Here is a 22072-nt window from a genome sequence, read left to right as displayed (position 1 = left end):
GCGTTGAAAAAGGCGTAGCTGAAAGGGTCGATCTCACGGGTGCAAGCCCTCGCCCTGCCAGATTGCACGGGATCCACGGTAAACCGGTGCAATGGCACACTTTGGTCAACATTCGGAAAGTGCATAACAATTTGCCTTTCCACTAAGTAACACTCCCCATGGGAAAGTTAGTATTTTCGTATCTCGTTAATGCAACGTTTATTAGATAACGTATTAACGATTGCTTCACATCTGAAGCTCTCCCTTCTGGGACTCTTTACCCCCGCATCACTCCCGCTGTGCCCAAAGATCCGTCATATGCCACCAACGCCCTTCACCACGGACCGGCGTGGACCTACATCCGTGATTTGGACGGTCTGATCGTCTACTCGTCGCCGCAGTCACGGCACTTTCTGGGTCGCGATGCGCAGGACCTCGTCGGTCAACCTTGGACGACATGCCTGGCGGCCGGAAAACTGAATTTGCAGCGCTGGGAAGCACTGCGGGAAGCGGGACAACACGGTGATTTCGCGTTGCACACCGAACTGGAACTTTGTGGCTCGCGCCCGACTCCCCTATGGGTGGAGGTGCGCGAACGGGACTGGCTGGATGATACGGCGGCGGATCCGGTCGAGTTGATCGTTGGCACGGTCGTCGACATCTCCGATCGGCGTCTGCGTGAGTCGCAGTTGCAACACGGTCAACGCCTCGAAAACCTGGGACTGCTGTCCGCCGGCATCGCCCACGATCTCAACAACATCCTCGCGCCGATCCTGATCGCGGGTTCGCTGTTGCGCCCTTCGGCCAAAAGCGATCGCGAACGTCGCATGGTCGACATTCTGCAGACCTCCGCGGAGCGCGGCGCCCGCATCGTGCGCCAGATCCTGGGCTTCGCCCACGGGGACGACTCCGATCGCGGCCCGATCGATCCCCGCCATGTGTTGCGCGAGCTCGTGCTGGTCGTGCAGGAGACCTTCCCCCGCAATATCAGCCTGCACGACGACATTTCCTCCAACTTGCGCACGGTGCACGCGAACCCCACGCAATTGCACCAGTTGCTGCTCAACTTGTGTGTGAACGCGCGGGACGCCATGCCCGACGGCGGCGAGCTGCACATCAAGGCGACCAATGCAGTGGTGAAGAACCCGCCCGCCCATCAACCCATTTCCCGCAGTCGCCGCGATTGGGTGCGTATCACGATTCGCGATACGGGCACCGGCATCCCGCCCGAGCAGCTCGATCAGATCTGGGCCCCGTTTTACACCACCAAGGCCGACGGACACGGCACCGGCCTCGGTCTCTCCACCGTGCGCAGTCTGATCATCGCCCACGGCGGATTCGTCGATGTGCGCAGCCGCCCCGGCGAAGGCACCACGTTCAGCGTGCATCTGCCCACCATCGACCGGTTGCCCGACTGCGAGGGCCTCACGCATCTCGCGGGCGACGACGAGGAGCCCGGTCACGGCGAACGTATTCTGGTGGTCGACGACGAACCTTCCGTGCGCGATGTGATTCGGGAGACCCTCGGCGCCCGGGGTTACGACATCATGCTCGCGGCCGATGGCGTCGAAGCCCTCGCCACCATCAATCTGGTCGAAAACGACATCGCCCTGGTCATCACGGACGTGCACATGCCGCACATGAGTGGCGACATCCTGGTCAACGTGCTCAAACGCATGCGCCCGCAGTTGCCGATCATTGCGATCAGTGGCCACCCGGACGCCCCGCAGAACTGGCAGCAGGATAATCAAGAGCAACCCAACGCGACCCTCACCAAGCCGTTTGCCGGTCCCGCCCTCGTCCAAACCGTGAAGGACGTGCTGAATCCGTCGGCCCCCGCCCACCGGTAGAGCGTTCCCGGCGTCAGCATCCGCCGCGGACGTTTGGCAGACCGTCCCTACCGCCCGTCAGCGACCGAGCGCCGCTGGTCAATCGGCTTTTGCCGCGCGGTCGCGTGGTGCCTTCATCGGCTCCGCTCACCTCGACCACGCCACCTCCCGCCCCTCCCCCATGCGCCCTTTGATGCTGACTTCGAACGCGCCGTTTTTTGCGCCCTCGACCACCGCCGTTCCGTCCCATCCACCCTTCGCCCGCACGCGGAAGAAAAGCACCCGCTATCGCTGCACGACGCCCATCACGGCCCGGCCCGGCCTCAACTATCGCCCGTCCGGACTCAATGATGTCGGTGATGTCATCGGAAACCTCATCAGCCCGCTGCGTTTCGAAGGTGCGACCTGGACCGCGGAAGGCGTGCGCCGCACGGCGGCCGGACTCATCGAACCCGGGTTGGTCAGCGCCCGGGAAGCCATGCCCTACCAGGCAATAAGTTCCAACGGTCTGGTCGCCGGCACGGTCGGCCATCCGCTCGAAAATCGTCGGGCCTGGGCCTCGCACTTGGGCAACTTTGGCGAAACCTTCTGGCCGGAATCGGTGAGTTTCACCCAAGGGATCAACCGCGACGGCATGGTCGTGGGCAAAACCCTTTTCCCGGCCGCCCCGCTGCTGATCTATCGCGCCTTCGTCGTCGACGCATCAAAGCGCCCCCGCTTCCTGACCCTGCCCGAGGGAGGCATGAGCGATGCAATCGGCGTGAACGATGACGGGGTGGTCTTGGTCAATGTCACCGCCCTCTCACAGGCCTCCCCCCGCCAAAAGGCGTGGCTGTGGCACGACGACGTTTTCATCCCCCTCGAAGCCCCCCCGCAGTGCTCGACCGTGGCCACGGGCTTTTCCCCGGACGGCACCGTGATCGGCTACCGCGAAAACAGCTTCGGCCAACGCCAGGCCGTCATGTGGGTCGATGGTCATCTGGTGGATCTCGGCGTGTCGCCCGCGGAGAACTTCATTCCCCATGCCATCAACGATCATGCCGTCATCGTGGGCTCCATTCGCAAGACCGGTGGCGCGACGACCGCCGTCCGTTGGACGCCCCGGCACGGGCTCGAACGCCTGGCCGATCTCACCGACTCCCACTACCGTGGCACGCTGATCGATGCCGTGGCGATCAACACTTCCGGCCACATCGCGGTGGTGGGACAACGTGGCCAAACCCAGGAAGGGTTCGTGCTGCTGCCACCCGATTAATCTCCGTCGCTCCGCTTTATCGTTCTCCTACCGCCGCAAACGTTTCGTGGGCTGGCCCCATGCGACGCTTTGGCTTTGCCTGACTGTCATGCGTGCCCCGCTTCTCGTCCCCCGCTCTTGGTTGTTGCTCGGCGGATTGTGTGCCGGCGTAGGGTTGGGGTTCGCCCAGGACGGTCCCGTCGCATCGCCACCGCGATTGGAGGAACGCGGCTTCCCCGCCATGCGCAGCTTCAGCCCGCGCGACTACGGCGGACACAATCAAGTTTGGACGGCCAAACGCGGTCCCGACGGGGTGATGTATTTTGGCTGTCGCGGCCAAGTGCTGGCATTCGACGGGATCGCTTGGCGCAACATTCCCGTGCCCGGCGGCGTCCATATCCGGGCCATGGACATCGACTCGGCGGGCACCGTGTGGCTCGGCGGAGTGAATGAATTCGGGTATCTCAAACCCAGCGCCACGGGGGAATTGAAATTCGAATCGCTCCGGCCGCACCTGCCTGCCGACATCACCCAGACAGGCGACTTCCGCCGCGCCTACGCCATGCCCGATGGCGTCTATTTCCAAACCGATGCCTATCTCTTTCGCTGGCACGATGGCGTCCTGAAGGTTTGGCCAATGCACGAGCGCTTCGTCACGCTCATGATGCCCTGGCAAGGTCGTCTCGTCGTCTGCCGGAGCGACGGCTGGATGATGCCCAACGAGGACGGCACTTGGGATCCTGTGCCCGGCCAACCCGACCCCGCCCGCCAAATCCTCCTGTCCGGGTTGGTCCCCAATGGCCGCGATGCGTGGTGGGCCGCCGCCGGTCGCAAAGGTCTCCTGCGCTTCGACGGCCAAACCACCTCCGAGGTGCCCGGTGACGTGGCCGCTTTCATCAAGCGGTCCCGCCTGTTCGGCATCGCCCGCCTCGCCGACGGCCGACTGCTCCTGCCCACGCTCGGCAACGGACTGCTCATCACCGATGCCGAGTTGCGACCATTGCTCCACCTCAACGCCGACAACGGCCTGCCCTCCGACACGGTCATCTGCGTCGAACCCGTGGGCAACGGCATCGTGTGGTGCGGCACCGAACAAGGCATCGTGCGGCTCGACCTATCGCCGGGCATCACGCGATTCTCGCCGGCCAACGGGCTCGATCACAACGGCACCGAGTCCGTCATTCGCCTCGCCGACGAGCCGGTTTTTGCCACCTCCAACGGCGCCATGCAGATGCAGCCCGGCGAAGGTCCGTTTGCGAACCCCGCTTTCCGTCCCTGGGCCGAGATCGACGACAACCTCAATGACTTTCTCCCCCTCGCCGACGGCGTGCTGGCCGGCGGCGTGCGCAGCCTGTGGTGGGTGCGCGACGGAGAGGTGTTCGACCTGCAAAGTCCCAGCAACATCGACGACATTCTCATCCCCCGGCTCCTCCCCCACCGCGCCGTCGCCCTCCACCTCACCGGCATCGCCTGGTGGCGACGCGACGGCGCGAGCTGGATTCTGGACCACAACGTGGAGGCACCGCGCGGCGAGTTCGATTCCCTCTGTGAAGATGCCAACGGCACGCTCTGGATCGGTTCGTCAAACCAAGGCGTGTGGCGCTTGGACTACGGACCGCTCGCTACCACCATCGCGGCCGACGCCACGCTGCCCGACCCCGTCCCCGTGCACTACACGGCCGCACACGGGCTGCCCTCCACCACCGACCGAACCCTGGTCGAAATCATCGACGGGGCGCCACTGTTTTTCACGTCCTACGGATTGTATCGCCACGATGCCGCCACTGATCGCTTTGTCCCCGAACCGGCCTTCGGGCCGCGCTTTGTCGACGGCACCTGGTGCACCCATCACGCCGCACCGTCGCCCACCGGAGGCGTGTGGTTTGATGTCAAAGGGGCCATCGGCAGCGCGGACGAATCGTTTCATCAGATCGGTCGTTGGATGGACGGCACATGGCATCCGCTGCAACTGGCCGATCTCGATCGCATCGGCTCGGTGCGCGAGCTCGTTTGCGAAATGGTCGACGGGGAGGAAGTGCTCTGGATCTGTGGCGAGTCCGCCCTGATTCGCATCAATGTCACCGCGCGGCAACTACATCCCGGGGCCCAGGTCGGGGCCACGGTGCTGCATTCCCTCACCACCACGAGCGGGCGCACGCTGGCGTCGGGAGGCCACATCGCGGAGTCGCTCGACATCGCTCCCGAACACAACTCCGTGCGTTTCCGCTTTGGCACCCCCGGTCTGTCCGGCGAGCACGATGGTTACCACGTTTCCCAATTGATCGGTTTCAGCGGCGGTGAACTCGAAGCCAACCCCACCGGCGAGCGCACCTTCACCAATCTCCCTCCCGGGGACTACGTTTTCGAGGCGCGCGGACGCACCGCCGACCACCATTGGAGCACTCCGGCCAGATTGGCCTTCACCGTGCTCGCGCCGTGGTGGCTCACGCCCGCCGCCAAGGTTGCCTATGGGCTCGTCGCCCTCGGCAGCGTCTACCTCATCGTGCGCTGGCGGACCCTGCGTCTCGAAGCCCAACGCACCCAACTCGAACAGGTGGTGGCGGCACGCACGGCCGAACTCGCCAACAAGGCGGCCGCCCTCGAACGCCTGCACGCCCTCGAACACGATGCCACCCTCGCCGCTCGTTTGTCCGCCGAAACCGCCCGTCTGGAACTGCTGCGCTACCAGCTCAACCCGCACTTCCTCTTCAATTCGCTCAACTCCATCCGCGCCCTCGTCTACTCCGCGCCCGAGACCGCCGGCGAGATGGTCACCAAACTCGCCGAATTCTGCCGCCGCACACTCAATCGCAGCAATGACGAGATGGTTTCGGTCGCCGATGAGGTCGCCATGGCGCGCAACTATCTCGATATCGAACAGGTTCGATGGCAGGACGGCTTGCAGATTCACCTGGAGGTTTCACCCGCCGCCGCGGCCTGCGAACTCCCGCAAAATCTCCTTCTGCCGCTGCTCGAAAACGCCATCAAATACGGCGGCCGCACTTCCCCCGACCAACTCGAGGTCAAACTCAGCATCGTCCTCGAAAACGACGTGCTGACCTGCGCGGTCGCCAACACCGGCGCGTGGGTCGAGCCGGACGAAAATCCGTTCACCGACTCGACCCGAATCGGCTTGGCCAACCTGCGCCAACGCCTGCGTCGCCACTACGGCGACGACGCCCGCATGACCCACGCGACCACCGCCGGTTGGGTCATCATCACCGTGATGCTTCCTCGTTGCCACCGTGATCCATCGCCGCCGCCGACCGCCTGATCGTCAGATTTCCGTCTCCACCTTTTTTACATTTTCACTTCCTCATGCCTTCCCGCCACGCCTTGCTCATTGACGACGAACCACTCGCGCGAATCGAACTGCGCCGCCTGCTGCAAGCGCATGCGGACATCACCATTGTCGGAGAGGCCGGCACCCTCAACGAGGCGCGCGAACGCCTGGCGGCCACGGACTACGATCTCGTCTTTCTGGACATTCAACTGCGCGGCGGCACCGGCTTCGACCTGCTCGAACACATTCCTCCCCACGCCCGGGTGATCTTCGTGACCGCCTTCGATCGCTACGCGGTCCGCGCCTTCGACGTCAATGCCCTCGACTATCTCCTCAAACCCGTGACCGCCGAACGTCTCTCCGCGAGCCTGTATCGGCTCGACCCCGCCGAGCCGACCGCCCCGGCCGGGAGGGGACCGGAGTCGGACCGCGAAAACGCCCCGCCATTCACCGTCGAAGACCGCATCTTCGTTAAAACCGGCCACACCACCCGCTTTATTGAAATCCGCGCCATCGTCTCGATCCGCAGTTGTGAAAACTACACCGAGATCCAGTTGGCCGACGGCTCCCAGCACCTCACCCTGCGCACGCTCAAGTCCTGGGAAAACACATTGCCCGCCTCGATCTTCGCCCGAGTGCATCGTCAGTCGTTGATCAACCTGCAACATGTGCGTGCGATCGTGCGCGGCGAAGGCGAAGACGTGCGCTTCGCGTTCCAACCGCCATTGCCCGAGATCGCCGCCAGTCGGCGTTGCGTGGCCGAATTGCGGCAGCGACTGGCCGATGCCGGCCTCGCTCAAATCATCCCGTAACGTGAACGAGACGCCTACCCGGCAGCCTGGATTTGCCCCCACTGCCCACATCCGGGAAACGGCTCCGCTCCGATGCCAACCCCAGGCACGAAGCCCTCACGAACGCGTCCGATCCTACCACGCGCGATGCAGTCGAACGGCAGTAATGTAATTTAATGCAATTGAATTTGCACTCGCCTCCCCGCCTCCCCAGCTTCCGGACACTCCGCCCCACCCCGCATCGTCGTTCGATCTTCGCCCCATGTCCGTTTCCGCCCCCACCCCGGCCCCTCTGTCGTTTCGTGAAAAATTTGGCTACGGCCTCGGCGATACGGCGTCGAATTTCGTTTTTCACACCATCAACGTCTTCCTGTTTTACTACTACACGGACGTATTTGGTTTGGCCGCCGGCGCCGCCGGCACGCTGTTTATCGTCGCTCGTTTTTTCGATGCGGTGAGCGATCCGCTCATGGGAGCGCTGGCCGATCGCACGCAAACGCGCTGGGGTAAATATCGCCCCTACTTGCTGTGGATGGCGGTGCCCTTCGGCATCGCGGGCTATCTGTTGTTTGCCAACCCCGACCTGAGCGCGTCCGGCAAACTCATCTACGCCTACATCACCTACATCCTCATGATGCTGGTCTACACCGCGATCAACATCCCCTACTCTGCGATGCTCGGGGTGATTACGCCGTCATCGCAGGAGCGCACCTCGCTTTCGACCTTCCGATTTGTGTGCGCGTTTGCCGGGCAATTTCTCATCGTGGCGGCGGCCCGACCGTTGATCGCCAAGTTCGGCGAGGGCAACGAGGCGGCGGGCTTCCAAGCCACCATGGCGATCTTTGCGGTGGTTGCGGTGGGACTGTTCGTCTTCACCTTTCTCACCACCCGCGAGCGCGTGCAGCCTCCGCCCAGTCAGAAGCCGGACCTGCGCAAGGAACTCGGATTGCTCGTGCGCAATCGACCTTGGGTCATCCTGTCCATCGCCGGTGTGCTCACCCTGGCCAACGTCGCCATTCGCGGCGCGGTCACGGTCCACTATTTCAAATACTACGTCGGCGATGACGGCACGCCGTGGTTCGGCGTTTTCGACCTCACCACCGTGTTCATGACCAGTGGCACACTCGCACTCATTGCCGGCGTGGCGTGCACGCCCCTGTTCACCCGTTTCGCGGGCAAGCGGTCGTTGATGATCTGGCTCTCCGCCGCCAATGCCCTGGCGATGGCGTCGTTCTTCTTCATCCCGCCGGAGGCCACGGTGCTCATGTTGGTGGTGAATATTCTGGGCACGTTCATCATCGGCCCCACGCCCGCGTTGGTCTGGGCCATGTTTGCCGACGCCGCGGATTACGGCATGTGGAAACTGGGACATCGCTCCACCGCCCTGGTGTTCTCGTCCGCCCAGTTTGCCCAGAAAATGGGGCTTACCATCGGCGGCGGCGTGCCTGGCATCGTGCTCGCCTACTACGGCTTTGTGGCCAATGATATTCAGACCGAAAGCAGCCTCCTCGGCGTGCGCCTCCTCTTCACGATCCTACCCGCGGCATTCGCCATCGGCGGCGTGATCGCCATCTGGTTCTACCCCCTGCGCGAAAGCGACGTCGCCCAAATGGAACAAGACCTGGCCACGGCGGAGTCCACCTGACCGGAGAGCGCGAGCGAGCTCGCGGCCTACGGCGGGTGGGTGAACGACGCAGGTGTGTCGGCAGCGCGCCGGGGCGTTTCGGTAGGCTGCGAGCTTGCTCGCGCTTTCGCCCTGCCGCACCGTCTCGTTATGCATACGCCGGGGCGAGGTGCCGGAGCTTTGCGGCGAAACCGAGTCTCGATTTCCGGCGCGACCTACTTCCTGACGCTCTGCACCAACCACCGCAACCGGGGCCTGAACACACCGACCATCGCCGCATCAATCCGCGCCGAAACCGGAGCCATCGAACACGATCGTCATTGGCACGTTCGCGGTGCCGTCATCATGCCCGATCACCTGCATCTACTCGCGGTTATCACGGGGTCACGCTCGCTCTCCCGCACCGTCGCCCGACTCAAATCCAAAACCCGCTGCGAGCTCGCCGCCGCCGGTCTGTCGTGGAAATCCAACTACTTTGATCACCGCCTGAGGCCCGATGATCACGTCTCCGCGGCGCTTTCCTACCTGGTCATGAATCCTGTCCGGGGCGGACTCGTCGCTGCCACCAAAGACTATCCGCACGTGTGGATCGGCCCGGAAGAAACGACATGGTTTGCATGGCCCCCGGCCGATGACGCGCTCGCGCGACCCCATTGGCTTGACCGCGGATAAACCTCCGGAGGGTAGCGGAAGAGCGCGAGCAAGCTCGCGGCCTACGGTGGGTGGTGGGCGGTGTGAAAGACGCAGGTGTGCCGGCATGCGCGCCGGGGCGTTTTGTAGGCTGCGAGCTTGCTCGCGCTTTCGCCCTGCCGCACCGTCTCGTTATGCATACGCCGGGGCGAGGAGACGGAGCTTTGCGGCGAAAACGAGTCTCGATTTCCGGCGCGACCTACTTCCTGACGCTCTGCACCAACCACCGCAACCGGGGCCTGAACACACCGACCATCGCCGCATCAATCCGCGCCGAAACCGGAGCCATCGAACACGATCGTCATTGGCACGTTCGCGGTGCCGTCATCATGCCCGATCACCTGCATCTACTCGCGACCATCACCGGATCGCTCTCGCTCTCCCGCACGGTCGCCCGACTTAAATCCAAAACCCGCCGCGAGCTCGCCGCGGCCGGTCTGTCATGGCAATCCAACTACTTCGATCACCGCCTGAGGCCCGCTGATCACATCTCCGCGGCGCTGACCTATCTGGTCACAAATCCCGTCCGGGGCAGACTCGTCGCTGCCGCCAAAGACTACCCGCAGGTGTGGATCGGCCCGGAAGAAACGACATGGTTTGCATGGCCCCCGGCCGACGACTCATCCGTGCGACCCCATTGGCTTGATCGCGGACAAACCTCCGGAGGGTGACGGAAAAGCGCGAGCGAGCTCGCGGCCTACGGTGGGTGGTGTGAACGAATCAGGCGTGCCGGCAAGCGCGTCGGGGCGTTTTCGTAGGCCGCGAGCTTGCTCGCGCTTTCACCTTACGCTTTGGCCGGTGCCGCCACGGAGTCATCGTCGCGGAGATCGCAGTTGATGAGGACGTGCTGCTCGGAATCGAAGCGCTTGTTGACCAGCGCGAGCGAGCTCGCGGCCTACGGTGGGTGGTGTGAACGAATCAGGTGTGTCGGCAGCGCGCCGGGGCGTTTCGGTAGGCTGCGAGCTTGCTCGCGCTTTCGCCTTACGCTTTGGCCGGGGCGGCCACGGTGTCGCCGTCGCGGAGGTCGCAGTTGAGGAGGATGTGTTGCTCGGAATCGAAACGCTTGTTGATCAAATCCAGTAGGCGTTTCCCGCCGGTCACCCCGATCTGGTGAAAGGGGATTTCAATCGTGGTGAGTTTGTCGGCTCCTTGCGGAGGTTGCAGTCCGTCGAATCCCACAATGGAGACGTCGGTCGGCACGCGCAGTCCCGCCGCTTTGAGATCGAGCATAAGATCAAAGGCCTGGTGATCCGCTGCGCAAATCCACGCCGTCACGCCTTGGGCAGTGCGCTCCCGCACCCGCGCGTGCGCGTCGGGCAACGCCAGGGAGTCGCGCGGGCTGACATTAATCGCGTCCTGCGGATCAATCTCCAATCCCCGCGCGGTCATCATCTCCACAAACGCACCATACCGGCGTAGCGCCCAGGTCGCTTCGACCGGGTAGCGCCACGTAAAAAACCCAATGCGGCGATGGCCTTGCGAGTGCAGATGCTCGACCAGGCGCTCGATGCCCCGGTGGTGATCCACATCGACGCAGTCCAGCGGCGTGCGGCCGTATTGCTCGACCAACGACACCACCGGAAACGTGGCCTTTAACTCGTCGACCACACTCTGCGGGAACGGATAAATGAGGACCACGCCGTCCCAGAGGCGACGACCGTCCGACACGATTTCTTCATAGGACGGGCCGTCGATGTGCAGGTCCTCGGGTCGCACAAAATGTAGGTCGAGTCGCACGCCTTGCACCCGCGCCACCTCGGAGAGTCCATTGAGCAACTCCTGCCCGGGATTGCCGTATCCGGTGCGATCAAAATTGGGCAGATCCACACACACCAGCACCCCGAAAGCCAACGCCCGGCGCGTGCGCTGGTGCACCGCGGGAGTGCGCTTCTCCGTATGCGCATAACCCATGCGCGAAGCCAGCGCGAAGACCTTGGCCCGAGTCTTGGGATTAATGCCGGGGTGGTTCGTGAAACAGCGTGAAACCGTCGCCCGCGAGATCTGAAGTTCCTTGGCGATATACTGCTGGTTGATCTTGGCCATGGGGAGAAACGAATACAGTGAAACAAAAACGAGCCGGTCGGCTCAACGAAACGGGCTTCACCTTACAGCTCAACGCGTAAGTCGTAGGTATCTCAATGCAATCTTTTATGCAATTTTATGCATCTATTGCACTTGCTCCCTCTGCCCCACCGTCTTTTCATCAGCCATGAATCGATTGGGACTTGGTTGCGCACTGGGCTTGGCCTCCCTGCCATTATCGCTCTCGGCCGACCCGGCCCGCGTGACACTGGAACAGGCTTCCGACGGCACCTGGCAGCTGCGACGCAATGGCGAGCCCTATGTGATTCGCGGGGCCGGCGGTTACGAGCAACTCGAGGTGTTGCGCGAGTCGGGCGGCAATACGATCCGCACCTGGGGCGTGGAACAACTCGGTCCGGACGCATCCGGCGAACCGCTGCTCGATCGCGCCGCCCGTCTCGGCTTGTGCGTGCTGGTGGGATTGTGGGTCGATCATCCCCGTCATGGTTTTGACTACGGCGACGAGGCGGCCTTGCAACGCCAACGCGAACGCATCCTCACGACGGTGCGGCGTTACAAAGATCATGCGGCCGTGCTCATGTGGGGCCTCGGCAATGAGATGGAGGAGGACGGCAGCGATCCGCGCATCTGGCGCGAACTCGAGGTGCTCGCCCGCCTCGTCAAAGCGGCGGACCCGGACCATCCGGTGTGCACCATTCTCGCCGGCACCTACAACGACAAGGTGCGGGCCATGATGCCCCATTACTCCGCGATGGATTTACTCGGCATCAATATTTACGGTGGAGCCGAAGGCGTGGACGACGCCTTGGCCGCCCAAGGTTGGGAGCGTCCTTACCTGATCACGGAATTCGGGCCGGTCGGCCACTGGGAGATTGAGACCACGTCCTGGGGCGCACCGATCGAGCCCACCTCGGCCGAAAAAGCCGCGACTTACGCCAACGCCCATCGGGCTATGATCGCCGCGAAACGCCAGCTGTGTCTCGGGACGTTCTGCTTTTTATGGGGACAGAAACAGGAGACCACCGCCACGTGGTTCAGCATGTTTCTGCCCAGCGGAGAGAAGACGCCGTCGATCGACGCGATGGTCCGATCCTGGACCGGCGTTGAACCCATCCACCCCAGTCCGGTCATTCATGGCTTACAGGCGGACTTTCGGGAAAAAACCATCGCGGTCGGATCCCAGCACACGGTGACGGCCGACGTGACCGCTCCGGCCGGAGCGGAGTTGCAATTTGACTGGCAGGTCGTGGCCGAAACGCATGATCGCAAGTTTGGGGGCGATCCGGAGGAACGACCTCCCGTCATTGCCGGCTGCGTGGTGAAGCAAAACGGAGCCACGGTCGATTTGCGGCTGCCGGCGGAGCCCGGCGCGTATCGAGTATTCCTCTACGTGCGCGACGGCCACGGCGGCGGCGCGGCGGGAAACTTCCCGTTCAAGGTCGAGTAGGTGGGGCGGAGAGCGCGAGCGAGCTCGCGGCCTACCGGCGGGCGCAGCCGTTCCCGTTTTCCCGCCTTCGGACCCGGGTCCGCATCTCCACGCAGCCGACCTGCTGGCGGACGCTCCGTCCCTTCACGCGTCGTCGCGCCGTAGGTGTGGCGGCGACGGCGCCTTTCAACGTAAAACGCCCGCTCCGGCGAACCGGGCGGGCGTTGAACACCTATGCAATGAAGCGCTTAGTCCGCTTAGAAACGATAGCCAAACTCCATGCGACCGGACATGCCGGGCGCGTAGATGAGACCGTAGAGATCTTCGTCGTTGAGGAGGTTGTTGATGTTGAGCTGCACGTAGGCGTCGTGATCACGCAGCGAGAATTCGTAGCGGGCCATGAGGTCGAGGTTCAGCCGGGACTTGTGCTTGAGCACAATGAGGTCGCCGTTGCCGTCGGTCTGCTTTTGCCCGGCCACCGTGATGCCGGAGAAGTATTCGCGCTCGGATTCCCATTGGCCACCGAGACCGATGGAGAGTCCGGCGAGCGGTCCGTCATTGAAGGAGTAGTTGGCCCAGCTGCTGATGGCGTGATCGGGCGTGTCATCGCGTGATTCGCCCGCACCCCAGCCGATGCCGGTCCAGGTGGACGTGCGCGTCGGGTCGGTGTAGACTTCATCGAGCGAGTAGCCGGTGAGACCCCAGTTGCCATCGGGGAAATACCAGACGGCCCAGCGATTGTCGGGCACGGGGTAATCGACGAAGCGACCGGGGTTGGTGATCTCGCGTTCGACGTGCGCGTAGGACACGAGGAACTGGAAGTTGTCCGTCGGGGTGAAGAGGATCTGGGCATCCCAGCCCTTCGACTCGTCTTCCTGCTGGACGTAGGCCTGCCAACCGTCGGCGTTGCCGATGTCGTTGAAGCTGTTGTTGGTGTGGCCGTCCTCGGTGTAGAGCCAACCGGCCCAGCCCGGCATGGTCGTCTTGGTGAGGTTGAACACCTGGTCGAGGTAAGCCGCACCAGTGGCCTCGGAGGCGTTCACATACCAGCTGGTGGTGCCGCCTTCGTCGTGCTGATAAATCGCCCCGGAACTCACGCCGGCATTCCATTCGGCGATGGCAGCGTCAGCCGCTCCGTTGCCACCGTTGGAGCCGCCGGGCGCGGACGCCGGACTGAAGTTGCCGACGTTGTAAATGATGGGACGGCTGGTATCGAAGTTGCCCTTGAGCGTGGGCATCCACCATTGGCCGAACGGCACACCTTTGCGCTCGATCTTAAAGCTGCTGATGGTGCCGGAAATCTTGCCGTCCATGAAGTCGACCTTGAGGCCGATCTCTTCGCTGCGGGCGCTGACGGGGCCGAGCGGATCGCCGGAGGCATCGCGCAAACCGTCGAAGTTGGGCTGCAGACCTTCGGACTTGAGACCGTAGATACTGACCTGCGGCAGGAGGCGGAAAGTCGCGCCGAACTGAGAGGTGTCCTCCTTTTGCACCGGACGACGCGAAGATGTGCTGTCCATGGTCGGATAGAACGTGTCCTGCTCGACCCCGAAGTCGTTACGGTCGCGACGCATGCCGGCGACGATGGAGAGTCGATTGTCGAGCAGCTTGCCCTGATACACGGCATAGTCGCCGGTGTTGCGACCCGTGGAATCGATGTGGTTGATGCGCACCATGTCGACATCGGCGGTGCCGTCACCTTGGGTGCCGAAGCGGATGTAGGACGTGTCGGTCGGGTTCTTGTAGTTGAAGAACGTGTCGCGGGTGCGCGTGAGGCGGGTGAGTTTCTCGGCCTTTTCGTAGGAGCGGCCGACGAGCAGACTGCTGTCGATACCGAGCCATTTACTGTCTTCGAGAATATCGAACTGGTAGTTCAGTTCCACCCGGGCCTGCTCGCGCTGAGCCTGCTCGTAGTTGTCGGCCCAATTGTATTTGAAGATCGTGTTGGGCGTCTCGGTTTCGATGAACTCGCTGCTGCCGTTGGCCGAGTCGATCGGCACGACGCGGATGGTGTCGCGCAGCGCCACCGGGCCGATGTTTTGCTCCATGGCGCCGTTTACATCGCGGCCGTTGTAGATGACCTGGGACGTGTTGTAACCGGCGAGCAGATTGAGATTCTCAAAAATTTCCTGCGACACCTGGAAGCGCACATTGTATTGCTCGGTCTCGCGATAGGTATCGGGGCCGGACCAACGGAACGTGCGGGGATCCTTGCCCGCAAACTGCACAAAGCCGGAACTCTGCAAACGGTCGGCCTGGTCGACACCGTTGATGTCGGAACGGGCGCGCACGCTGAGGAAACCCACGCCGGTCTCAGTTTGCTCGCCGTATTCAAGATCCACCAACACGTCGGTTTTCTCGGTGGGTTTGAAACTGAAACTCGGGGCCACGAAAATGTGATCCTCGTCGTAGAGCTCGGTGTAGTTGCCGGTCTTTTGGGCGGCACCGGAAACCCGGTAGGCCGCGTCCCAGCGCTCGCCCAAAGGTCCCGTCGTATCAAACGTGCCGCGCAGGAAACCGTCGGTGCCAACGCTCACCGCAAGATCGGTGGACGCTTCCGTGGACGGCGTCTTGGGCATGTAGTTTACGATGCCACCGAAGTTTCCGATACCGTATAGCAACGCCGCCGGTCCCCGCACGACCTCGATACGGCCGATGTTGATCGAGTCAGTGGCACTCTGCCGCCGAAAACCGTCGCGCAGCACGACGTCGGTCACGTAGCCGCGCAGTTTGATCGTGGTCTGGTTCTTGTCGGCCGTCACACTCTCGGGGTTGTTCACCCCACCCGGGCCATAAAAGCTGTTCACGCCCTGCGTGTTTTGCGACTGCAGCACGACGCCCGCACTGTAACGCAGGCTTTGGCGCAAATCGGTCGCGCCCACGTCCTTGAGGAAGTCCTCCGTGATGACCTCGATGGGCATCGGGATTTCCTTGATGGCCGTGCTGATGCGCGAACCGGAGATCGAGTTGGTGGCCCGATAACCTTTGTCTAAGGTGGAGTCTACGGTGAACGGGTTGAGTTCGATCACATCATCTTCGACGTCGGAGTTGGCAGCTTCGGACGTGGTCACCTGTGCAGATAGCAGCGGGACGAATAACAAACTGGCCAACGCAAACGCGCGGCGAGGAAGGGCAGGATAAGTCATGGCGTTTTCAGGGTTGAACGGCGAGGCGCAGGCCTGCGGGGTTGCCGTTTGTTGCATAAATGTGCATTACTCTGGTTCCGTCAATGCAATTTTATGCACTTCATGTGTTCAAAACCGCGCCATCCGTCGCGGTGAGTCTCATTTCCAGCGAGGCATCGGCTGCAAAAAATTGCCGTAGGTGCAGCGGTTTTCGGGGTTTATTCTCAACGACTCGTCATTCCTCCCACCCTCGCTATGACCTCTTCAACCCTCCCCTCCCGCCCCAGTTTCCCGGCCCTGTCACCAAGCCCCGGAGGCCCCGTAAAACGACTGTCATCGGGAGACGGTCTGCGCCGTATTTTTGCGGCCGCGGCCGCCCTCGCGCTTGGCGGGCTGAGCACGGGGTGCCAAAGCCCGGCGTCCGAACCTCAACCGAGCAAAACCCCCGCCCTCGTTCTGGCCAAACGGGCCGACCACCTCCGCATCGGCATGCACAAACCTCAGGTGCTGGAATGGTTGGGAGAACCGCTGGCCTCGATCTCCGGCAACAATTCCAACGGCATGCGCGAAACCTGGACCTACCGCATCGAACACACCCCGCATTATAAGACCGTCGTCGCCGTCATGGAAAAGGTCCCCTACTACGACCCGATTACCGGTATTTTACGCTGGCTCGATGAACCCGTGCAAAATCAACAACGCACCCAAAGCATCGAAACCCTCACCCTGACATTTCGCGGCGTGAGTCTCATCGACATCGAGCGCGACAAACGCGAACTCGGCGGGTTCAGAGACTGAGCACGCGGCGACGACGCCGCCCCCCTGCCAACATCACGCCCGCGAGCCCGCAGATCGCGCCTGCCGTGGCTGGCTCCGGCACCGCCGACACCGCCGTAATCTGCAACACGTCGTAGCTCCCGCCGTCGCCATTGAACGCGAGTCCTGGCTGCACCTGCACGGTGAAATCAAATGCGGTCAGACCTCCCACGCTCGTCAGCACGACCCCGGGATCGATCGTGATCCCGCCCGCCGCGTAAAGGAGATTGAACGTCTCGCCGGCCGCCACCTCGAAGTCGTTGTAGTCCGTCAGTTGCAGGATCGCGCCCGCGCCGATCGTCACCGCCCCGCCATAGAAAAGCTGATCAAATTGCCCCGTCGTCGGGTCGGTGAAGGAACCCGTCGCGGCCGTGAGCCCACCGAGCTCAAAGATCAGTTTCCCGCCATCGGCGATTAACAGGTCTCCGCTGCTGTAAATCGCACCCGGCGAGAAGCCGGGGGCAAACACTCCGCCGGATGCAATCGTGGTGGTGCCACTCACGGCAATATCTCCGCTCAGTGTTCCGCCCGAAGCCACCGTCAATCCGCCCACGATCCGGCCAGTGCCGGTGAATTCCGCGCCGGAGCCCACGCTGGCGGTGCCCGCGTCCGCCAGCGTCACCACGGCGTCATCGGCCCACACCACCCGGGTCGTGCCCACCCCTCCCGTGGCCGTCAGACTGTCCAATGTGGCCGACTCCGCCACGGCCACCGTGGTGCGCGCATCCGCCGTGAGCGTAGTGAAGGCGGCGCTGCCCGCCGTGGGCGCGACCACCGCCTGATTGCCGTTGGCCGCAAATGTAACCGGCGTATCATTGATCTCAATACCTCCAATTTGCGTCACGACCGGAGTCGTGCCGGTCGACTGACCAAAGGTGATCAACACCCCGTGCGATTGGGCTCCGGCCGAACCGTAGTCCGACGCCCAACTCGCCCAGTTGCTTACGGCGTAAATCTCATCCCCCTGTCCTGTCGCCGCCCCGGTCAAGGTGTCGGGGAACTCGGCAAACGGACCGTTTGCAATCGTGAGGTCCTTGATGTCGTCCCAGGTCGCCGCCCCGAAGCCCGTGGCGCCAGTGCCCGACCAACCCGCTTCCGCCTCGAAAATGGAATACCAGTTTTGAGTATTGTCGGTCACAAAACCCGAGGCCTCCACCGCGTTGACATTGGTCCCGTAGTAGCGCGGCGCCAGTATGGCCCGGTGCCCCTCGGCATCCTGCACCATGATGTTGAAATAGGCATCGCCGGAGTCCCCCGCGACATTGGTCCAGGTCAGACTGTCGAACGCCGCGTCCACCGTTTGCCCGTTGAAAGCGCCCGTCGTCGCAAACGCCTTCAAACCGGTGCGTCCCGCCCAACTCGATTTGTTCCAATGGTAGTTCGAGTCGTTACCCGTGATCGCGGTCAGCACTCCCGTATTGCTGTCATACGAAATTGCCGCGCCGTGAGTCGCCCACAGGGAGAATTCCTGACCCGGCAAAAACGAAGCAGCGGACACGCCCACGCATACCGATATGATGAATCGCATTCCTGCATGCTAACCGCGGGCGACCGCCCCGGATATCCGGGGGAACGCTCAATCATCCGCGCTATTCTCAATCCACCACATTATGCCACGCATCCGGTGCGTGCGTTCCCATCCGTGACTCCTCAAACAAATCAATGACCCCGTGAGAACACCGGCGCGGACTCCCCCATTCATTCCAGTCATTTCGGGCCCCATGGACTGCACACGAATCCCGCAACCGTTCTTGTGCTGTCCGCGGCCACGAGATAGAAACACTCCACACCCTTCGTGTTACTCACCTCCTCCCGCAGCATGAAACCTCGCACCCTTGTTATGTCGGTCGTGACGGCCCTCGTCACCGTTTTCGTGATATTGAACTGGAACGTGTTCATCACCCCCACGCCGCTATCATTCGGGTTTAGCACCATCGAGATTCCGCTCGGCATGGTCATGCTCGCGCTGACCCTCGGCACGTATGTGTTGATGACGACCTATGCGAATCACTTGCGTAAATCCGCTCTCATTCAAGCCGGGATCAGCGCGGAAGAATTGCAAAAACAACGGCGGCTCGCCGACCAGGCCGAAGCCTCCCGTTTCACGGAACTGCGCAATTTCCTTAACGAGGAATTCAAGCAACTCGCCGAATCCCGCGCCCAGTTTCACCGTGACGTGAACGAACGACTCTCGGCCTTGGAAAACCGCCGTGAGCCGATGGCAGCGTCCCCACCACCGGACGACAGTCCGGCGTGATTTCAGCTCCGGGGCAAAGCGTCGACCGCAACTCGCGCCGCCGCCAACTGGGATTCGAGTCGCGCCAACACGTCGGACTTTGAATCGCCGGCGTAGGCCGACCACCGCGACTGGAAATACGGATTCAGTTCCGCGTTCAGCACCACATGACGATGGATGGCCTCCAAGCCCGCCAAAGTCTCGGCCGCCTTTACGTTGTCATCCGAGGTGATCGCGAGGGGAACTCCCATCACCCCGTCGGTCTCCAACACGGTCGTCTTCTTCCAATCGAATTCGAAGTCCGCCATCTGCTCCGGATTGATCACGCGCCGAAGGACGACGGTGTGCTCGTCCCACGGCATCCGGTCGGTCAGCATCGTTCCCATGGCGTCGTTGTTCTCCCGCACGACCAATTTTGCGTCGTTCATCAAAGCGGGACCGATCGGATGGGGCGCCTGGCTCAAACCGTCGAATCGATTGAAAGGAATACGGTCGCCGTAACCACGAAACAACTGCCGTCCCGTCTGCCCGTCCGGCACCAATCGTAATGCGCCGTCCATGTAGACGTAGGTGCAGCCTGTCTCAGCATCGAAAAACAGTCCCCGGCCTATTCCCGGTCGGGGAGCCAATACCAGCGGACTTAAACTATCAGGAGACTTGAAGGGCGATTGCGTGTATTCCATGGGATGTCGAGTGATAGATATTAGGACCGACGGTTGCCCCCGCCTCACCCATCGGAACGCGCCGATGTGATCGGAAACAGCCAACCGCAGTTAACCTCAGATGCGAAGTGTCGTCTCCCAAAGGGCCACCGGACATAAAAAAATATGTAAATTCGCCGGTCGGCCTTACCTCGCGCCGCCATTCCACCACCAACACCGGACACCATCGCGCCCCGACCTCGCTCAACGGTCAGCCCGTCAAACCGCCGCCATTCTTTGCTCCGGGTCCGAGACTGGGTTGACTGTCGTCATCATGAAACTTCGAACCCTCGGCTCGTCTGACTTGCATCTCACTCCCCTCGGCTTCGGTGCCTGGGCCGCCGGCGGACCGTGGAAATTCGGCTGGGGCGCCCAGGACGACGACGCCTCGGTGGCCGCCATCCACCGCGCCCTTGAACTCGGTATCAACTGGATCGATACGGCGGCCATTTACGGTCTCGGCCATTCCGAGGAAGTCGTCGCCCGCGCTCTCGCGGAATGGAAAGGAGACCGCCCCTACGTCTTCACCAAGTGTTCCATGGTCTGGGACGCCACCGGCAACGTCGACTACGCCTACACCGAGAAATCCATTCGCGCCGAGGTCGAGGCCAGCCTGCGGCGTCTTAAAACGGATGTCATCGACCTCTACCAGATGCACTGGCCCGACGATGACATGGCCGGCACCCTCGAAGGTTGGGCCGCCATGGCCAAGCTCAAGGACGAGGGCAAAGTCCGCTACATCGGCGCCTCCAATTTCAACGTCGAGGAAATGACCGAGGCCGGCGAGATCGCCGAACTCACCTCCCTCCAGCCGCCCTACTCTCTGCTCGCCCGCGACGTCGAGGCCGACGCGTTGCCCTACTGCGAGGCCAACCAGATCGGCGTGATCAACTACTCGCCCATGGGCTCCGGTCTCTTCACCGGAGCGATGACGCGCGAGCGCCTCGCCGGACTGGCCGCCGACGATTGGCGCAAAAACAACCCCAACTTCCAAGAGCCCAAGCTCACCACGCACCTCGCCATTGCCGACCGGCTCCGGGAAGTCGGCGCGCGTCACGGCCAATCCGCCGGCGCCACCGCCATCGCCTGGTGTCGCCGCCAAAATGCGATCACGGCCTGTATCGTCGGTGCCCGTGCGGCGGAGCAAGTGGATGGCTTCATCGGCGCCATGGACTACACCCTCACTCCCGCCGATATCACCTACATCGAATCCGGCCGCCAGGACTGAACCACGAAATACACGAATCACACGAAAGGGCCCCTTGGCCCGGGGAAATTCTGGCGAAATGCCTCGCTGCCCCCCCGAAAAGCTTCGTCCCTTTTACGGCTCTCTCGAATCCACCAACTCCTTTCGTGTATTTAGTGTGTTTCGTGGTTACTCTACTCCCTAATTCTTATGTCTAAAAAACGCGTTCTCATCACCGGCGGCGCCGGCAAAGCCGGTCACTGGATCCTGAAGCACTTCATCGAACAGGGCTACGATGTCACCAGTGTCGACACCCGCTCCCCCGCCGCGGAACTCGCGTGCCACCACCTCACCGCCGATCTTACCGATTTGGGCCAGACCATCGACGCCCTCGGCCCGCACGCCACCGGCAACCGCGCCCCCTACGACGGCATCGTTCACATGGCGGCCATCCCGCGTCCCCAGATGCACGCCAACCAGGAAGTGTGGCGCATCAATACCAACACGACCTACAACGTGCTCGAAGCGTGTGGCCTGCTTGGCATCAAAAAAGCCGTCATCGCCTCCTCCGAATCGTCCTACGGTTTTTGCTTTGCCGACGAGTTGTTCGATCCCGTTTACCTGCCGATCGATGAAGCGCACCCCCAGCTTCCCGCCGACACCTATGGTCTGACCAAGGTCGTCAACGAAGCGACCGCCGCCATGTTCCACCGCCGCGACGGCACGCAGATCCTTTCCTATCGCATCGGCAACGTGGTGTGCCCCGAGGACTACGAGAGCATCAAAGCCCGCGCGGCCGAACACCCCGAGGACCGGCTTCGCATCTTCTGGTCGTATATCGACTCCCGCGACCTCGCCTCCGCCTGCCGCCTCGGTATCGAGGGTGACAACCTCGGTTGCGAGCCGATCATCATCGCTTCCGACGATTCATCTTCACCGCTGCCATCGCAGGAACTGATCTCCCGCTTTCTGCCCAACGTGACCGACCTCCGCGCCGACTTCTCCGGCCGCAAATCGCTCATCTCCAACCAGCGCGCCAAAGATCTGCTGGGCTGGAAACAGGAGCATTTTTTTTAGGCCAGCCTTTCGATTAGGCATCCCGGGAAGCA

Annotated in this window: 16 protein-coding genes; 12 read left to right on the top strand and 4 right to left on the bottom strand. The window is 62.5% G+C overall.

Features of this window, described 5'->3' with window-relative positions:
* The first annotated feature begins 278 nt into the window (after positions 1 to 278).
* The 7 genes from PXH66_RS22920 (at position 279) to PXH66_RS22890 (ending at position 10101) form a co-directional block, all read left to right on the top strand.
* Positions 279 to 1829: a hybrid sensor histidine kinase/response regulator gene (locus tag PXH66_RS22920; protein WP_330928267.1), complete on the top strand. Its 1551-nt coding sequence runs from the start codon at positions 279 to 281 to the stop codon at positions 1827 to 1829.
* A gap of 160 nt (positions 1830 to 1989) precedes the next feature.
* Positions 1990 to 3063 carry a hypothetical protein gene (locus tag PXH66_RS22915; RefSeq protein ID WP_330932176.1) on the top strand — a complete coding sequence of 358 codons (1074 nt, stop codon included), beginning with the start codon at positions 1990 to 1992 and terminating at the stop codon, positions 3061 to 3063.
* 88 nt (positions 3064 to 3151) lie between these two features.
* On the top strand, positions 3152 to 6316 hold the full coding sequence (locus PXH66_RS22910; RefSeq protein WP_330928269.1) for a histidine kinase: 3165 nt from the start codon (positions 3152 to 3154) through the stop codon (positions 6314 to 6316).
* Positions 6317 to 6360: 44 nt separating this feature from the next.
* Positions 6361 to 7137: a LytR/AlgR family response regulator transcription factor gene (locus PXH66_RS22905; protein ID WP_330928270.1), complete on the top strand. Its 777-nt coding sequence runs from the start codon at positions 6361 to 6363 to the stop codon at positions 7135 to 7137.
* Positions 7138 to 7378: 241 nt separating this feature from the next.
* On the top strand, positions 7379 to 8761 hold the full coding sequence (locus PXH66_RS22900) for an MFS transporter (protein ID WP_330928271.1): 1383 nt from the start codon (positions 7379 to 7381) through the stop codon (positions 8759 to 8761).
* Between the two features lie 159 nt (positions 8762 to 8920).
* Positions 8921 to 9412, top strand: a complete 492-nt coding sequence (locus tag PXH66_RS22895; RefSeq protein WP_330932175.1) for an REP-associated tyrosine transposase — start codon at positions 8921 to 8923, stop codon at positions 9410 to 9412.
* 182 nt (positions 9413 to 9594) lie between these two features.
* On the top strand, positions 9595 to 10101 hold the full coding sequence (locus PXH66_RS22890) for an REP-associated tyrosine transposase (RefSeq protein WP_330932174.1): 507 nt from the start codon (positions 9595 to 9597) through the stop codon (positions 10099 to 10101).
* A 310-nt stretch (positions 10102 to 10411) separates the two neighbouring features.
* On the opposite strand, the gene PXH66_RS22885 is transcribed toward PXH66_RS22890, so the two are convergent.
* Positions 10412 to 11473 (bottom strand): LacI family DNA-binding transcriptional regulator, encoded by a 1062-nt coding sequence (locus PXH66_RS22885; RefSeq protein WP_330929585.1) that lies wholly within the window; start codon positions 11471 to 11473, stop codon positions 10412 to 10414.
* Positions 11474 to 11639: 166 nt separating this feature from the next.
* Between PXH66_RS22885 and PXH66_RS22880 the strand changes: the two genes are divergently transcribed.
* Positions 11640 to 12920 carry a glycoside hydrolase family 2 TIM barrel-domain containing protein gene (locus PXH66_RS22880; protein ID WP_330929584.1) on the top strand — a complete coding sequence of 427 codons (1281 nt, stop codon included), beginning with the start codon at positions 11640 to 11642 and terminating at the stop codon, positions 12918 to 12920.
* 236 nt (positions 12921 to 13156) lie between these two features.
* Here PXH66_RS22880 and PXH66_RS22875 read toward each other — a convergent pair whose 3' ends face one another.
* Entirely contained in the window at positions 13157 to 16045 is a 2889-nt protein-coding gene (locus tag PXH66_RS22875) for a TonB-dependent siderophore receptor (RefSeq protein WP_330929583.1), read from the bottom strand.
* Positions 16046 to 16279: 234 nt separating this feature from the next.
* On the opposite strand from PXH66_RS22875, the gene PXH66_RS22870 reads away from it, so the two are divergent.
* The gene (locus tag PXH66_RS22870; protein WP_330929582.1) at positions 16280 to 16822 is read left to right on the top strand and encodes a hypothetical protein; all 543 of its coding nucleotides are present in this window, start codon (positions 16280 to 16282) and stop codon (positions 16820 to 16822) included.
* On the opposite strand, the gene PXH66_RS22865 is transcribed toward PXH66_RS22870, so the two are convergent.
* On the bottom strand, positions 16812 to 18338 hold the full coding sequence (locus PXH66_RS22865; protein ID WP_330929581.1) for a PEP-CTERM sorting domain-containing protein: 1527 nt from the start codon (positions 18336 to 18338) through the stop codon (positions 16812 to 16814). The two genes, PXH66_RS22870 and PXH66_RS22865, sit on opposite strands and share 11 nt — an antisense overlap.
* Positions 18339 to 18659: 321 nt before the next feature.
* Between PXH66_RS22865 and PXH66_RS22860 the strand changes: the two genes are divergently transcribed.
* The gene (locus tag PXH66_RS22860) at positions 18660 to 19097 is read left to right on the top strand and encodes a BAR domain-containing protein (protein ID WP_330929580.1); all 438 of its coding nucleotides are present in this window, start codon (positions 18660 to 18662) and stop codon (positions 19095 to 19097) included.
* Positions 19098 to 19099: 2 nt separating this feature from the next.
* Here the strand turns inward: PXH66_RS22860 and PXH66_RS22855 are convergent, their stop codons facing one another.
* Complete coding sequence (locus tag PXH66_RS22855; RefSeq protein ID WP_330929579.1) at positions 19100 to 19759, bottom strand: hypothetical protein; 660 nt, start codon at positions 19757 to 19759, stop codon at positions 19100 to 19102.
* A gap of 292 nt (positions 19760 to 20051) precedes the next feature.
* Here PXH66_RS22855 and PXH66_RS22850 point away from each other — a divergent pair, with 292 nt between their 5' ends.
* Positions 20052 to 21005, top strand: coding sequence for an aldo/keto reductase (locus PXH66_RS22850; RefSeq protein ID WP_330929578.1), 954 nt, complete (start codon positions 20052 to 20054; stop codon positions 21003 to 21005).
* Between the two features lie 168 nt (positions 21006 to 21173).
* Positions 21174 to 22040, top strand: coding sequence for an NAD-dependent epimerase/dehydratase family protein (locus PXH66_RS22845; RefSeq protein WP_330929577.1), 867 nt, complete (start codon positions 21174 to 21176; stop codon positions 22038 to 22040).
* The last annotated feature ends 32 nt before the right edge of the window (positions 22041 to 22072 follow it).

It is taken from the genome of Synoicihabitans lomoniglobus (assembly GCF_029023725.1).
In the GTDB taxonomy this organism is placed as follows: domain Bacteria; phylum Verrucomicrobiota; class Verrucomicrobiia; order Opitutales; family Opitutaceae; genus Actomonas; species Actomonas lomonigloba.
Note: the sequence above shows the minus strand (reverse complement) of the source record. Positions and strands in the feature narration are given on the sequence as shown.

Coding starts and splice junctions, on each gene's coding strand:
- PXH66_RS22855 (WP_330929579.1), bottom strand. CDS start 19,759: ATGGAATACACGCAATCGCCCTTCAAGTCTCCTGATAGTTTAAGTCCG.
- PXH66_RS22880 (WP_330929584.1), top strand. CDS start 11,640: ATGAATCGATTGGGACTTGGTTGCGCACTGGGCTTGGCCTCCCTGCCA.
- PXH66_RS22850 (WP_330929578.1), top strand. CDS start 20,052: ATGAAACTTCGAACCCTCGGCTCGTCTGACTTGCATCTCACTCCCCTC.
- PXH66_RS22875 (WP_330929583.1), bottom strand. CDS start 16,045: ATGACTTATCCTGCCCTTCCTCGCCGCGCGTTTGCGTTGGCCAGTTTG.
- PXH66_RS22910 (WP_330928269.1), top strand. CDS start 3,152: ATGCGTGCCCCGCTTCTCGTCCCCCGCTCTTGGTTGTTGCTCGGCGGA.
- PXH66_RS22885 (WP_330929585.1), bottom strand. CDS start 11,473: ATGGCCAAGATCAACCAGCAGTATATCGCCAAGGAACTTCAGATCTCG.
- PXH66_RS22870 (WP_330929582.1), top strand. CDS start 16,280: ATGACCTCTTCAACCCTCCCCTCCCGCCCCAGTTTCCCGGCCCTGTCA.
- PXH66_RS22845 (WP_330929577.1), top strand. CDS start 21,174: ATGTCTAAAAAACGCGTTCTCATCACCGGCGGCGCCGGCAAAGCCGGT.
- PXH66_RS22915 (WP_330932176.1), top strand. CDS start 1,990: ATGCGCCCTTTGATGCTGACTTCGAACGCGCCGTTTTTTGCGCCCTCG.
- PXH66_RS22860 (WP_330929580.1), top strand. CDS start 18,660: ATGAAACCTCGCACCCTTGTTATGTCGGTCGTGACGGCCCTCGTCACC.
- PXH66_RS22900 (WP_330928271.1), top strand. CDS start 7,379: ATGTCCGTTTCCGCCCCCACCCCGGCCCCTCTGTCGTTTCGTGAAAAA.
- PXH66_RS22905 (WP_330928270.1), top strand. CDS start 6,361: ATGCCTTCCCGCCACGCCTTGCTCATTGACGACGAACCACTCGCGCGA.